Annotated in this window: 12 protein-coding genes; 4 read left to right on the plus strand and 8 right to left on the minus strand. The window is 64.0% G+C overall.

The features are described 5' to 3' along the window. Positions 1-72: 72 nt before the first annotated feature. From G6P88_RS06275 to G6P88_RS06315, 8 genes are all read right to left on the minus strand, one after another. A complete protein-coding gene (locus G6P88_RS06275) occupies positions 73-1,878 on the minus strand; it encodes an aminopeptidase P family protein (protein ID WP_165322380.1) in 1,806 nt (601 codons plus the stop codon). Positions 1,879-1,967: 89 nt separating this feature from the next. Continuing rightward, positions 1,968-2,159: a hypothetical protein gene (locus tag G6P88_RS06280; RefSeq protein ID WP_165322381.1), complete on the minus strand. Its 192-nt coding sequence runs from the start codon at positions 2,157-2,159 to the stop codon at positions 1,968-1,970. 684 nt (positions 2,160-2,843) lie between these two features. After that, positions 2,844-2,981: a hypothetical protein gene (locus G6P88_RS06290; protein ID WP_165322383.1), complete on the minus strand. Its 138-nt coding sequence runs from the start codon at positions 2,979-2,981 to the stop codon at positions 2,844-2,846. A gap of 1,105 nt (positions 2,982-4,086) precedes the next feature. Then, complete coding sequence (locus G6P88_RS06295) at positions 4,087-4,638, minus strand: gamma carbonic anhydrase family protein (protein ID WP_165322384.1); 552 nt, start codon at positions 4,636-4,638, stop codon at positions 4,087-4,089. Further along, positions 4,635-5,165, minus strand: a complete 531-nt coding sequence (locus G6P88_RS06300) for a GNAT family N-acetyltransferase (RefSeq protein WP_165322385.1) — start codon at positions 5,163-5,165, stop codon at positions 4,635-4,637. The genes G6P88_RS06295 and G6P88_RS06300 overlap by 4 nt, the downstream gene beginning before the upstream one ends. Beyond that, positions 5,162-6,154 (minus strand): porphobilinogen synthase, encoded by a 993-nt coding sequence (hemB, locus tag G6P88_RS06305; protein ID WP_165322386.1) that lies wholly within the window; start codon positions 6,152-6,154, stop codon positions 5,162-5,164. The genes G6P88_RS06300 and hemB overlap by 4 nt, the downstream gene beginning before the upstream one ends. Before the next feature lie 82 nt (positions 6,155-6,236). Beyond that, entirely contained in the window at positions 6,237-7,031 is a 795-nt protein-coding gene (locus G6P88_RS06310) for an SDR family NAD(P)-dependent oxidoreductase (RefSeq protein ID WP_165322387.1), read from the minus strand. A 17-nt stretch (positions 7,032-7,048) separates the two neighbouring features. Then, complete coding sequence (locus tag G6P88_RS06315; protein ID WP_165322388.1) at positions 7,049-9,481, minus strand: TonB-dependent receptor; 2,433 nt, start codon at positions 9,479-9,481, stop codon at positions 7,049-7,051. 272 nt (positions 9,482-9,753) lie between these two features. Here G6P88_RS06315 and G6P88_RS06320 point away from each other — a divergent pair, with 272 nt between their 5' ends. The 4 genes from G6P88_RS06320 to G6P88_RS06335 all read left to right on the plus strand — a co-directional run bounded on the left by G6P88_RS06320 (position 9,754) and on the right by G6P88_RS06335 (position 12,929). After that, positions 9,754-10,242 (plus strand): Lrp/AsnC family transcriptional regulator, encoded by a 489-nt coding sequence (locus G6P88_RS06320; RefSeq protein WP_165322389.1) that lies wholly within the window; start codon positions 9,754-9,756, stop codon positions 10,240-10,242. Next, positions 10,239-10,697, plus strand: a complete 459-nt coding sequence (locus tag G6P88_RS06325; RefSeq protein WP_165322390.1) for an Lrp/AsnC family transcriptional regulator — start codon at positions 10,239-10,241, stop codon at positions 10,695-10,697. The genes G6P88_RS06320 and G6P88_RS06325 overlap by 4 nt, the downstream gene beginning before the upstream one ends. A gap of 66 nt (positions 10,698-10,763) precedes the next feature. After that, positions 10,764-11,672: a diacylglycerol/lipid kinase family protein gene (locus G6P88_RS06330; RefSeq protein ID WP_165322391.1), complete on the plus strand. Its 909-nt coding sequence runs from the start codon at positions 10,764-10,766 to the stop codon at positions 11,670-11,672. A 234-nt stretch (positions 11,673-11,906) separates the two neighbouring features. Further along, positions 11,907-12,929: a serine hydrolase domain-containing protein gene (locus tag G6P88_RS06335; protein ID WP_165322392.1), complete on the plus strand. Its 1,023-nt coding sequence runs from the start codon at positions 11,907-11,909 to the stop codon at positions 12,927-12,929. Positions 12,930-13,031 lie beyond the last annotated feature (102 nt).

The raw sequence follows: 13,031 nt of genomic DNA on the forward strand, positions 1-13,031 counted from the left end.
ACCCCCTGCAAAGCAACCGGACCCCACAATCCGGCCGTCCGCAGTCATGAGTCGCGGCCCGGCGGCGAAGTGTTAAGCCTCGTTATCCATCCTTTCAAGCAAAGGCGCCGTTGCCCGTGTCAGCCAGTCGGCGGCATCGCCCTCCAGCTGCGGACCGACGACCGCGCGGACCTGCGCATGATAGGCGTCGATCCAGGCGATCTCGCCCGCATCGAGCATGGCGGTATCGATCAGGGCCCGCTCATAGGGCGCAAAGGTCAGCGTCTCGAAGCCCATCATAGCCTTCTCGCCACCCTCGATCGCCCGCTCCTCGACCAGGATCAGATTCTCGATCCGGATCCCATATTCTCCCGTCTTGTAATAGCCGGGCTCGTTGGACAGGATCATCCCCGGCTGCAGGGGCTCGTCGCCCCCGCCGAAGGTGGCGATGCGCTGCGGCCCCTCATGCACCGACAGATAGGCGCCCACGCCATGCCCGGTGCCGTGCGCATAATCGAGGCCCGCCGCCCACAGATGCTGGCGCGCCAATATGTCGAGTTGGCCGCCACGCGTCCCCCTCGGGAAGACCGCGCGGGCGATGGCGAGGTGGCCCTTCAGCACGCGCGTATAGCGGTCGCGCATCTCGGCAGTCGGCGTCCCGATCGCGACCGTTCGGGTCACGTCGGTGGTACCATCCTGATATTGGCCGCCCGAATCCACCAGATAGAGCGAATTGGGCTCGAGAATGCGCTTGGTCTCGTCGCTTGCGCGATAATGGACCACCGCGCCATTGGGCCCGGCGCCCGAGATCGTGTCGAACGACAGGTCGCGGAGCAGCCCGGTTTCGGCACGGAACGCCTGCAACCGATCGGACGCCTGGATCTCGTCGAGCCCGCCCTTGGGCGCCTCGACCGACAGCCAGTGGAGAAAGCGGCTGAGCGCCGCGCCATCGCGCGCCTGCGCGGCCTTGTGGCCGGCGATCTCGACCGCATTCTTGACCGCCTTGGGCAGTACGACCGGATCGCGCTCCTCGATCAGCCTCGCGCCTGCGCCCGACAGCGCCTCGAAGATCGCCGCCACCGCCCGCTCGGGATCGACCGCAACGGTCTTGCCCGCCATCGCCTTCAGCGCCGGCTCGAACGCCGCGCGGTCGTGCAGCCGCACGCCATTGCCGAGATGCGCCTTCACCGCCTCGTCGAGCTTGTCGGGTGCAACGAACAGGTCGGCGGTCGCATCGGCGTGGACCAGCGCATAGGCCAGCGCGACCGGCGTGCGATCGACGTCCTGTCCGCGGATGTTGAACGCCCAGGCGATCGAATCGAGCGCCGAGAGCACCGCCGAGTCCGCTTTCTTGCCCGCCAGCCAGTCGGCGATATTCGCGCGCTTGGCGGCCGAGGATTGCCCGGTCAGCGCATCGGGCTGCACCACCAGCCGCGCCGCCGAGGGTGCGGGCCGGTCGGGCCAGATCGCATCGACCGGATTGGTGTCGACCGCGACCAGTTCCGCGCCCTTCCCCGCCAGCGCCTTGCGCGCCGCCTCGACCCAGCCTTTGGTGTGCAGCCAGGGATCATAGCCGATGCGCCCGCCATCGGGGGCATGCTGCTCCAGCCACTGCGCGGTGCTCGTCTGCGGCACCGACTGGTAGCTCCAATGCTGGCCGTCGACCTGCTCGCGCACCTGCAGCGTGTAGCGCCCGTCGACGAAGATCGCCGCCTCGGCCGGCAGCACCACCGCCGACCCCGCCGAGCCCTGGAACCCGGTCAGCCAGGCGAGCCGCTGCGCATAGGCGCCGACATATTCGCTCATATGCTCGTCGGTCAGCGGCACGACGAACCCGTCGAGCCTGCGCCGCGCCAGCTCCTCGCGGAGCGCCTTCAACCGATCTTCATAGCTGGACATGGAACCGAAACCTTGATGCGGACAGAGAGCCTAGATAGGCCCCTGCCCGCATTGCGGCAACGGTTGCGAATAAGCGCCACCGAGCGAAATCAGTGCGAATCCGACCGCCGTCGCTCCCGCCACCAGGAATGGAAGAAAATGACCCAGCACAAGGCGATCCATCCAAGGATCGGGACAGGCTGATGGCCCGCCGCTCCTGGAGATTCGATGAGCTTGATACCGATGGCGAGGATCGTCACCACCAGCAGCAACAAGCCCTGTTTCTTCAGCTTCGAGGTCATTTTTCCCCCTCGGATTCGCGCAGTTTCTTCCAGGCATTCAAACCCGCCAGGGCTGCGCCTCCGATTCCGTCGATAACTCTGACCGGTGCACCCGCCACCGTCGAGCCAAGAGCGATCCCCGCTAGGTCAGTCACGACACCCTCCTTGTCGATCGCGTTGCTCGGATCGAACCTGTCCCGATCATAAGCGGGGTGCAGACGAGGCGGCAATTCAAGCGAACTGCGCTGCCGCCGGATGTAGCGATTGCGTCCGGGATCTGCAGAAACGAACCCCTTGGGATGTCGTAGGCTTTGTACCGGGTGCCCACGCCTATCTCCCGATGTCGAGATCAGTCGGCTCTCGCACAAAACCCTACATGGGCGATTGTGTGTTTTACAAACTACTTTGTCGCGCACCGCACTTGAAGGCCCTCAAAAATTTCTGCGGCACGCTTCACCTGCCGACCTCGATCGTTGAGAAACAACCGGCATCCATTGAACGGAATGACCGATATGTGTGCCAAGCGTGCTTGTTGAAGCTTCATGCTGAGTTCCTGGACATCAGCGTAAGACACTCCCGCTTTTTCAGCGATTGCTTGATACAACCGCCCGCGATCATCGGAAAAGCTCTGTAGAATTTTTCGCTCTATTGATCTTAGAGACAGCACGAAGTCTGCCACTTCTTCATCTAGAAGTGGTGGAAGATTCATTCCAACTTCTCCAGTACGGGACTTTGCTTCACCATCTTATTGAGCTTGCCCTTAAAGCGATGATCATCGTCGCACTCAAGGGCGCAGTCTGCTTCCTTTAACTTGTCGAGTTGGGATTTGATTTGGTCTGCCATGCCGCAAACATAGCACGGAATCGACTCCGCAAAACTATGTGATATCCGTCTCGCATGGGATGGGAGCCGCCGAGCGAGTCCGACTTCAACGATCATTGGCTGACAGTCGCGGCATATGAACGCATAAATAGGGCGGTCGTTGGCTACACGCGCCATAAATCTCTCATTGCCCAATTAGCATCAGGGCTTGTTGTCGCAGTAGCCCGAACCGGTCCAGACGGCCCATTCCCGCTGATCCGCCCCGTTCTTTGGAACGCTTGGCCGGAGGATGGGGATACCCATTTCTGGTCAACCGGTCAGGCGAAGTTTGACGACCACTGGTACTTTGATGTCCGGTTCGACATTAACAGCTTTGACGGCAAAAGGCATATGCCTGCGGAGTTCATGGGGCCTCCACAGCCGCAGCCCATCGCTCCTCCCGCTTCTATTGCGCCAGCGTCAGACACGCCGGCCCCAGCTTCGTCGCGATCCAAGTCCGATCTTCCCATCGGGGAATATGATCGACTCGGCAAAGCAATCGCTGCCGGATGGGGAATAACGATATCAGAAGATACTGCATGGGCGCGTGCAAAAGCGATATTCCCAGATCACAATGTCCGGAAACGCGAATTCTTGGCGTCATTCCGGCGTGAAAGAGGGCATAAAAATCCCGGAAAACAGCCATCACGCCAGAAAGACTAGCGTAATTTCGGCGCAATTATGTTTGCTATTGGTGGCGCAATTCGATCCCGCGATGATCCCGCCATCGGCAATCACGCCGACTAGGGAGATGCGCAATGCGTAAGAAGCGGAGGCGGAAATCCGAATGCTCTGCGTGCCACTGACGAGGGCGCGGTGAGGGTAAAATGAACGAAGCCGCCAACCCCTGCACGGGCGGCGGCTTCTAACCGGTCGTAACATGCGATCCCAACCGGTGGCGACCTTATCATGGTCGCCGCCACCTGTGTATCACTTTCACTTCCCATGCCAGCACTGGTTGTGTGGTTGCTTGGCTGGCTTAGCAGTGGGTGCACTGCTCGTTAGCGCGCGGTTCCTGCCGTGTTCCGCGAGGTTTGCCAGATACGCGATCGCTCCGGCATTAAAAGAGTAAGTAAGGAACAAATAATTAGTCAGCCCTTTTCTCGGCTTCCGCCAGCGCCTGCTTATGCTTGCGCGCCTCGACGACATAGGCGGCGACGCCCTTCTGGTTGTTCGCCATCTCCTCGGGGGTCAGGTCGCGCATGTAGCGGGCGGGGCGGCCGCTCCACAGCTGGCCGCTCGGGATGCGCTTGCCGGGAGTGAGCATCGCGCCCGCCGCCAGCATCGCGTCGGACTCGATGACGCAGCCGTCCATCACCAGCGCGCCGAAGCCGACGAAGGCGCGGTCGTGCAGCGTGCAACCGTGGACGGTCGCCATATGGCCGATCAGCACGTCCTCGCCGATCACGGTCGGGTGGGTGCCGGTCGAGATGTGGATGACGCTGCCGTCCTGGACATTGGTTCGCGCGCCGATATGGATATAGTTGCCGTCGCCACGCACCACGACATTGTACCAGAGGCTCGCTTCGGCCCCGATCCGGACATGACCGATCACGCGCGATCCGGGCGCGAGGAAGGCGCTGTCGTCGATCTCGGGCGTCGCGCCCTCATAGGTCAGGACGGTGTGGTCGTAGTTCATTGCGGTCTTTCGATGTTGTAGGTGACATGGGCCTTCAACCGCTCGTCGAGGCCCGGCAGCGGATGATCGAAGTCGAGGTCATGGCGGCGCGTCATGCCGAGCCGCTCCATCAGGCCCCAGGAGCGGACATTGGCCGGCACGGTGATCGCCCAGATGCTGTCGATGCCCTTGGCCGAGCCCCAGTCGAGCGAGGCCTGCGCGGCTTCGCGGGCATAGCCCTTGCCCCAATGTGCGCGGGCCAGCCGCCAGCCGATCTCGGTGCGGCCCTCGACCGGCGTACCCGCCACCCCCGGCTTGAGCCCGCAAAAACCGATGAACGCTCCGCTCGCCCGCTCCTCCAGCGCCCAGAAGCAATAGCCGTGCGTCTCCAGCAGGTCCTTCTGTCGCGTGATTCCCGCCGCGACATCCTCCGCAGTTTGCAGCGGGCCGAGATAGGCCATCACCTCGGGATCCTGCCCCATGGCGAGGAAGGGCGCCGCGTCTTCGTCGCGCCAGCCACGCAGGACCAGCCTTTCGGTGTCGATCATGCGCCCATCAGGCGCGCGGCGTGGAGAGCATGATAGCTCAGCACGCCCGAGGCGCCGGCGCGCTTGAACGCCATCAGCGTCTCCAGCACCATCGCGTCGCGGTCGGCCGCACCGGCCGCGACGGCATGCTCGATCATCGCATATTCGCCCGACACCTGATAGGCGAACACCGGCACCTCGAAGCGCTCCTTCACCAGCCGGACGATATCGAGATAGGGGAGCCCCGGCTTCACCATCACGCTGTCGGCGCCCTCGGCGAGGTCGAGCGCCACTTCGCGCAGCGCCTCCTGCGCATTGGCGGGGTTCATCTGATAGCCCTTCTTGTCGCCCTTCAGCAGCCCGCGCGTATCGACCGCGTCGCGGAAGGGGCCATAGAAAGCCGAGGCATATTTGGCGGCATAGGCCATGATCTGGACGTCGACATGCCCCCCGGCCTCCAGCGCCTCGCGGACCGCGCCGATGCGGCCGTCCATCATGTCCGACGGGGCGACGATGTCGCTCCCGGCTTCGGCCTGGACCAGCGCCTGCCCGACGAGGATGTCCTTGGTCGGGTCGTTGAGCACATAGCCTTCGGCGTCGATCAGCCCGTCATGGCCATGGCTGGTATAGGGATCGAGCGCGACGTCGGTCAGCAGGCCGATATCGGGCACCGCATCCTTGATCGTCCGGATCGCACGACACATCAGATTGTCGGGATTGAGCGCCTCGCGCCCATCGTCGCTGCGCTTCTCGCGCGGGGTATTCGGGAACAGGGCCAGGCAGGGGATGCCGGCCTCCCGCGCTTCCTTCGCCTTCGCCGCGATCTGGGACAGCGGCCAGCGCGAAATGCCAGGCAGCGAAGCGATCGGCTCGACCTCATCGCCATTGGCGATGAAGACCGGCCAGATCAGGTCGGCCGGGGTCACCACATTTTCGGCGAACATTTCGCGGCTCCAGCCGTGGCGGCGCGTGCGGCGGAGACGAAGGGCGGGGAAGGATGCGTGAGTCATGACACAGCTTTAGACCCGACGCGGCACGGTGCAAAGCCGATGGCGTCGGGGAGAGAAACGAAGCTCCCCTCCCCATGCGCCGTCAGCCGACCTTTTCGGGTTCGGGCGCCCAGGCGACGCCGTTGATGTGCGACCCGCCATCGACGAACAAGGTGTTGCCGGTCAGATAGCGGCTGCCCTCGCTCGCGAGGAACAGCGCGACCGGGGCGATATCCTCATCCACATCGCCGGTCCGCCCCATCGGGTTGAGCGCGTCCATCGCGGCGGCATTGTCCGGATACTCCGCCTTGAAGCGCAGATAGGCGGCGCTGGCGGCACCGGGGCAGATGATGTTGGCGGTGATGCCATAGCCCGCCCATTCGCGCGCGGCGGTGCGGGTGAGCGCGCGCAGCCCCTCCTTGCCCGCGTTGAAGTCGGCCGAATAGATATGCGCATTGACGCCGTTGAGCGAGCAGATGCTGATCACCCGGCCCCAGCCCGCCTTGCGCATATGCGGGAAGCACGCCCGCATCGCCCAGACGCTTGCCATGATCGACATGTCGAAGCTGTGCGCGAACTCCTCGTCGGTCTTGTCCTCAAGGCGGCGGATGTGGCCGCCGCCATAGGCATTGTTGACGAGGATATCGACGCCGCCGAAGCGCTCGCCTGCTGCGGAGACCGCGCCGAGCAGTTGCTCCTTCTTCGTCACGTCGGTCTGGACGAACAGCGCCGAGCCGCCCGCCGCCGCGATCGCCTGCGCACGCGCCTCGCCCACCGCCGGATTATATTCCGCGATGACGACATTGGCGCCCTCGCGCGCGAAGCGGCTGGCGATGGCCCCGCCGATCCCTTCGCCGCCTCCGGTGATCAGGGCGGTCTTTCCTGCGAGTGTCTGCATGATCATCTCCTCCCTGTTCACTTGCCGAAGCGGTAGCGGATGTTGAGGCCGTAGGTGCGCGGCTCGCCATAGAGCGCCGCGTCGAAACCCAGCGCCGAGGCGAGCGGATAGCCGCCGACGATATATTTCTTGCCGGTGATGTTGTTGGCGAAGACGCCGACGTCGATGCCGCGCCCGAAGACGTCGGCCCAGTCGAGCCGCGCGTTCCACAAGGAATAGCTGGGATAAGTGTCGAGCGGCGTGTCCGGATCGGACGTCGTCACCCGGTCGGTGAAGCTATAGTCGCTGGTCAGCGTGACCGAGCCGGCATCGCCCTCGAACAGGACATATTGGCCGTTGATGCCGGCCTTCCATTCCGGCTGGAAGGCGATCTGCCGGCCCACGCGGCAAGCGGTGCCGACATTGGTCGCGCATTTCGCGTCGAGATAGGAGGCGAAGCCGCCGATCGTCAGGTTGCGCGACGGCTTGAGCAGCACTTCCAGCTCGCCGCCCTTGTTGGTCGCCTTGCCGGCATTCTGAACGAGGTTGATGAAGGAGCCGTTCGCCAGCACCGGCAGCGAGATCTGGATGTCGCGATATTTGTCGATGAACAGCGACAGATTTGTGCGCAGCGGAACGCCGATGTCCCAATCGGCCTTGAGGCCCACTTCCCAGTCGTCGACTTGCTCTTCGCCGAAGGTGGCGAACTGCGCGGCCGGCGCCGGAAGGTTGAACCCGCCGCTTTTATAGCCCCGCCGATAGGCGACATAGCCAAGGATGCGGTCGGTCAGCTCATATTGCAGCGTAGCATCGAAGGTCGGCGCGCTGAAGCTCGCCTTGCCCTCGACCGGGCATTCGATGCCGCCTGTGGCAGTGTTCGTCTGGGTGCAGTTGCCGGCGTCGTCCGTGACCGACGAGGTCAGGAAGCGCTTGTCCCAAGTGTAGCGGAAGCCGCCCGAGAGCTGAAGCTTGTCGGTGATCTGCCACTCGACATGGGCGAACAGCGCGTCGCTGCTGTCGCGATAATAATTGCCGGTGTTGCTGGCCGCGCCGAACACCACCGAGCGATAACTCTGGTCGATGCCCGGCGTCGTCTTCTCATGGTAGAAACCGACGACATAGCTGATCCCCGCATCGGGCAGCTTGCCCTGCAGCTGCACCTCCTCGGTGAACTGGTTGGTACCGCGGACATAAGGCGGGTTGCTTCCGGTGCCCGGATATTCGCCATAGGCATAATCGAGGCCTGCCGTGATGTCGGTGGTCTCCGCCGTGCGGCTGCGCCGCAGCGAGATGATGTTCTTCAGCGTCAAATTGTCGGTCAGCTCGATCTGGGTCCGGTTGGTGACGCCATAAGCCTTGTTGCGGTTATAGACCGGCCGCCGGCTGAGGTTGCGCCGGACGCCGATCTGCCGCTGCAGCGCGAGTGCGTCCTGGAATTGCGCCGGCGTCAGGCCCGACAGGCTGAAGCCGCCATTGGCGCCTGCGACGAAGGCCGCCACCGCCCCGCCGAATGGGCCGGTCGGACAGTTGGGCAGCGCCACCGACAGGCAAGCGATCGGGGTCGGCGCGCCGGCCAGCAGCGGGATGCTCGCGGGCAGGCCGAAACCCTGCTGCAGGGCATCGGGCACCGGCAAGGCACCCAGCTGCGCGCCGGGATTGATCGCCCGCAGGATGAGGCCGTTGCCGGTGTTGTCGCGGAAATTATAGTCGACGATCGTGTTGCTCTCGATCCGATCGTTCGGGCGGAGGAGCAGCGACACGCGGAAGGCGTCGTGGTTGCGGCTGTCCGCGCGCTGCCCGGTATAGATCGATTTGGTGAAGCCGTCGCGGCGCGACCAGGAACCGGCCAGACGCAGCGCGACACGGTCCTCGACGATCGGCAGGTTCACCATGCCCTCGACCTCATGATAGTCGAGATTGCCAACACTGCCCTTCACATAGCCTTCGAGGTCGAAGGTCGGCTTGTTCGGCTCGAACAGCACGGCGCCGCCGGTCGTATTGCGCCCGAACAGCGTGCCCTGCGGCCCTTTCAGCACCTGCACATTCGCCAGGTCGTAGAAGACGCCGGAGCCGGCGATGGTGGTGGGGACCTCGGCGAAATAGGTGGCGACGCTGGTGAAGTTGCGTGCGCCGCCGCCGATGATCCCGGGCCCCTGCCCGCGAATGTAGAAGCCGGCCTCATTGCGGTTGTTCTGGAAGATGTTGAGGGCCGGCGCGGTCTGGCGCAGCGCCTCGGTCGACAGGATGCCGCGATCGGCCAGCGTCTCGCCCGACAAAGCGGTGATGGCGACGGGCACATTCTGCAGCGCCTCGTCACGGCGGCGGGCCGTGACGACGATATCGCCCAGCCCTGTTTCGGCGGTCGCCTCCTGCGCGGTGGTGGCGGGGGCAGCCTGCTGTGCATGTCCCGGTGCGGCGACCATGATCCATCCTGCAGCCGTCAGCCGCAGGACGCTCTTCAGCGTCTTCATCTTTCTCTCCCTCTCCTCGCCGGTTTGATGCCGGCTTGTGGTGGAGAGCGGGACCGACGCTGGGGCGTCGCGGCAAAGCACGGCCCCATCCACTGATTGCGGGCTTCTCGCCTGATGATGGTCCATGGCCATCATCTTTTGAGCGAATCACCACGCAAAGTCTCTCCAAGAAGTTTTCATACTCGGCTAATGCGTAATATGTATATCACCATTCTACGCTTTCGTATCATCCAGCGATGCCGATTGCGCGACGGGTGCCGATAGGAGACAAGATGCGGCGGGGAGATGCCATGGCCGGCGATGCCGATTTCGCCTTCGATGCGCTGGACTGGAAGATCGTCGATCTGCTCAAGGCGAACGGGCGCATCTCGAACCAGGAGATCGCCGAGCGGCTCAAGGTGACGCGCGCCTCGATCGGCCTGCGCATCCAGAGGATGACCGACGCGGGAGCCTTGCGGATCGTCGCCGCCGCAGATTTCGGCGCCTATGACTTCAGCGTCCTGATCGCGCTGGCCATCAAGGTATCGGGTCGTGCGCCGCAAGCGGTGGCCGAGGAACTGGCCGCCCTCCCCGCCATCTTCGCGGTGCACCTCGTCACCGGCACCCACCATGTCGAGGCGCTCGTCGCGGTTCATGACTTCGCCGAGTTGTCCGACGCCGTGATGGGCTCGATCAACGGGATTGCCGGCATCGCCCATGTCGATGCCTGCATCGCCACCGACGTCGTCTTCTACAATTTCGACGTGGGAATCGCGCGGTGAACCGGATCGATCTGGATGAGACCGACCGGGCGATCCTCGACCTGCTGGGCGACGATGCGCGCTTGAGCAATCGCGCTATCGCGCGCCGGCTCGAACTGGCAGAAGGCACGGTGCGAACGCGGATCAAGCGTCTGACCGACCGGCGTCTGCTGCGCTTCACCGCGATCACCGACCATCGCCAGCACGGCAATCCCGAATTCGCCTTTCTCCGCATCCGCGCAGACATGCGGCAGGCAGGCAGGATCACCGAAGCGCTGCGCCGCTATCCCCAGCTCCGAACGGTCATCATGATGCTCGGCAATTTCAACATATTGGCGGTCGGGCTTTTCGACAGCCGCGAGGAGATCGGGACGATAACGTCCGACCTCCTCGATGGCGTGCCCGGTGTGCTCGACGTACAGGCATCGATCGTGACGCAGTCGATCAAATATAATGAGCGCATCGCCAAGCTTTGACCAACCGGCGACAAAAAGCGTTGGGGACATTGCGCCCGAAACGATCCTGGTGCGTTGTGGCTGCGCATGACACAGCCAGACGCCCCCCGCTCCGCCATCATGATCGTCAACGCGATGTCGCGTCAGGGCCGTGACCTCTTCGACAGCGCCTGCGACGGATTGAAGAGGTCGGGCGTCGAGTTGATCGACGCGATCGCGGTCGACGAGCCCGGCGCACTCGACCGCCATGTGCGCGAAGCGATGGCAAAACGTCCGCCGATGCTGATCGTCGGCGGGGGCGACGGCACTTTGTCGGGCGTCGTCGACGCGATCGTCGGAACCGATACCGTCTTTGCAGTCCTGCCGCTCGGAACCGCCAACAGCTTCGCACGGACGCTGTGCATTCCGCTCGATCTGGACGGCGCGATTGACGTCATCGCATCCGGCACGCCCCGCCGGATCGACCTCGGCATGATCGACGACGATTATTATTGCAACTGCGCCGCGATCGGCCTTTCGACCAAGATCGGCGGGCAGATACCGCCTGTCCTGAAGAAGAGCCTCGGCCGCCTCGGCTATCTGATCTGGGCGACCTGGCAGTCGATGAAGTTCCGCTCCTTCCGTCTGATCGTGACGCAGGATGGGGTCCGGCACGAGATCGACGCGCTGGAGGTGCGGATCGCCAACGGCCCCTATCATGGCGGCGTCGAACTGGTCGACGACGCGGATCCGCAAAGCGGCGAGATTGTCGTCCAGGCCGTGGTCGGGCGTTCACCGGTCCAACTCGGCTGGAGCTGGTTCACCAGCTGGCTGCGCCTGCGCGCGCGCAAGGACACCACCGTCGAATATCGCGGTCGCGCGCTGCGCGTGGAGACGGTGCCCTCGCTGCAGGTCTCGATCGACGGAGAGGTTCTGGCCAAAACCCCCTTCACCGCGCGCGTGGCGCCCGGCGTGATCACCGTGATGGCGCCGGTGGACTGCGTACGGCCGGACTGAGTAGAAGCTCGGGCTCGACCGACCGCGAATACAGCGTATCGGCCGACGTCCCGGAGTGTTCGTGCCAACCTGTCGGGTAGCCCGGCGACCAACGCTGGTCGAGTGCCCATGACGAAGATTGGACGGTTCGCATTTTCGATAGCGCTCCTCGCCTGCGCTGGCTCCATAAGCCTGCCCGCACGCGAGAAGCGACCGTCCGTCTGCGAAAAACGGGCACCCTATGCGGGGCCCGCCATGCGCACCCTTTCCATGCCACAGGTCGCCGCCATCCTACCCGACGGCGATATGAAGCCCGATGCGGCTCACGCGCTGGATAGCGCATTCTCCAAGATCCAGGATCGCCTTGCCGCGCCCGCGATGAGCGCAGCTGTGCTGATCCCCGACAAAGGCCTGTGGCAGACCACTGTCGCGCCTTCGGACACGCCGCTGTTGTTCTGGGCGAGCGCGGGAAAGATCGCGACGGCGGTCGTCGTCCTGCAACTGGTCGACGAGGGCAGGATCGGCCTCGATGATCGCGTTTCAGGCTGGATCGAAGGCGTTCCGAACGGCGACCTCATCACGATAGGTGACCTTCTCGCCCACAGGTCGGGCCTGTTCAGCGCGAACGAAGACGAGACCATAGCGCGCGATCCCCATTTTCTGGACCTGCCCGAACAGCTGACAATCGTCCGCCGACATGGGCCATTATTCTGTCCCGGCGCGGCGTGGCGCTATTCCAATACGGGCTTCAGCCTGCTGGGCGAGATCGTCGCAAAGGTCGACGGCATTCCCATCGAGGAAGCGATCACGCGCAGGATCATCGAGCCGCTCCATCTGCAAAAGATGCGCGCCCTGCGGCCGGGCGGGCCTTCGGAGGGCGTCGCGCCGCCCCACCCCGCGAAGGGCGCCCTGATCGATCCCTCCTGGGCGGGTGCCGCTGGCCCGATCGTCAGCGATGCTGCGGACATGACCCGCTTCCTCGGCGCTCTGCTCGGCGGCCGCCTGCTGAAGACCGACACCATGGCGGCCATGCTGCATGAGCTCTACCCCATGTTCGACGCCGGCACATATTACGGCCTGGGACTCATGCTGTTCGAGGTCCCGGACGGAGATCGGACCTTACGCTGGATAGGCCATGCCGGCGGAACCCCTGGCGCGAGCGCTGTGGTGGCCTTCTCGCCAGCCGACAACGCAATCGTCGCAGTCGCCTTCACCGGAGATGGCTCCGCCACGGCATCCGCCAACTATTTGCTCAAGACGCTCCGAAGCACGCCCTAAAATCAATTCGGGGACAGTATACCAATTTCCGGGTCGTGAAATGGCGATGCGCAACCCGATGGCCCACTCCATCCATCCGTAGAAATTAGTATACTGTCCCTG

Origin of the sequence: Rhizorhabdus phycosphaerae, assembly GCF_011044255.1 — a bacterium.
Taxonomy (GTDB): Bacteria; Pseudomonadota; Alphaproteobacteria; order Sphingomonadales; family Sphingomonadaceae; genus Rhizorhabdus; species Rhizorhabdus phycosphaerae.

Coding starts and splice junctions, on each gene's coding strand:
- G6P88_RS06295 (WP_165322384.1), bottom strand. CDS start 4,638: ATGAACTACGACCACACCGTCCTGACCTATGAGGGCGCGACGCCCGAG.
- G6P88_RS06280 (WP_165322381.1), bottom strand. CDS start 2,159: ATGACCTCGAAGCTGAAGAAACAGGGCTTGTTGCTGCTGGTGGTGACG.
- G6P88_RS06315 (WP_165322388.1), bottom strand. CDS start 9,481: ATGAAGACGCTGAAGAGCGTCCTGCGGCTGACGGCTGCAGGATGGATC.
- G6P88_RS06335 (WP_165322392.1), top strand. CDS start 11,907: ATGCGCACCCTTTCCATGCCACAGGTCGCCGCCATCCTACCCGACGGC.
- G6P88_RS06320 (WP_165322389.1), top strand. CDS start 9,754: ATGCGGCGGGGAGATGCCATGGCCGGCGATGCCGATTTCGCCTTCGAT.
- hemB (WP_165322386.1), bottom strand. CDS start 6,154: ATGACTCACGCATCCTTCCCCGCCCTTCGTCTCCGCCGCACGCGCCGC.
- G6P88_RS06290 (WP_165322383.1), bottom strand. CDS start 2,981: ATGGCAGACCAAATCAAATCCCAACTCGACAAGTTAAAGGAAGCAGAC.
- G6P88_RS06310 (WP_165322387.1), bottom strand. CDS start 7,031: ATGCAGACACTCGCAGGAAAGACCGCCCTGATCACCGGAGGCGGCGAA.
- G6P88_RS06300 (WP_165322385.1), bottom strand. CDS start 5,165: ATGATCGACACCGAAAGGCTGGTCCTGCGTGGCTGGCGCGACGAAGAC.
- G6P88_RS06330 (WP_165322391.1), top strand. CDS start 10,764: ATGACACAGCCAGACGCCCCCCGCTCCGCCATCATGATCGTCAACGCG.
- G6P88_RS06275 (WP_165322380.1), bottom strand. CDS start 1,878: ATGTCCAGCTATGAAGATCGGTTGAAGGCGCTCCGCGAGGAGCTGGCG.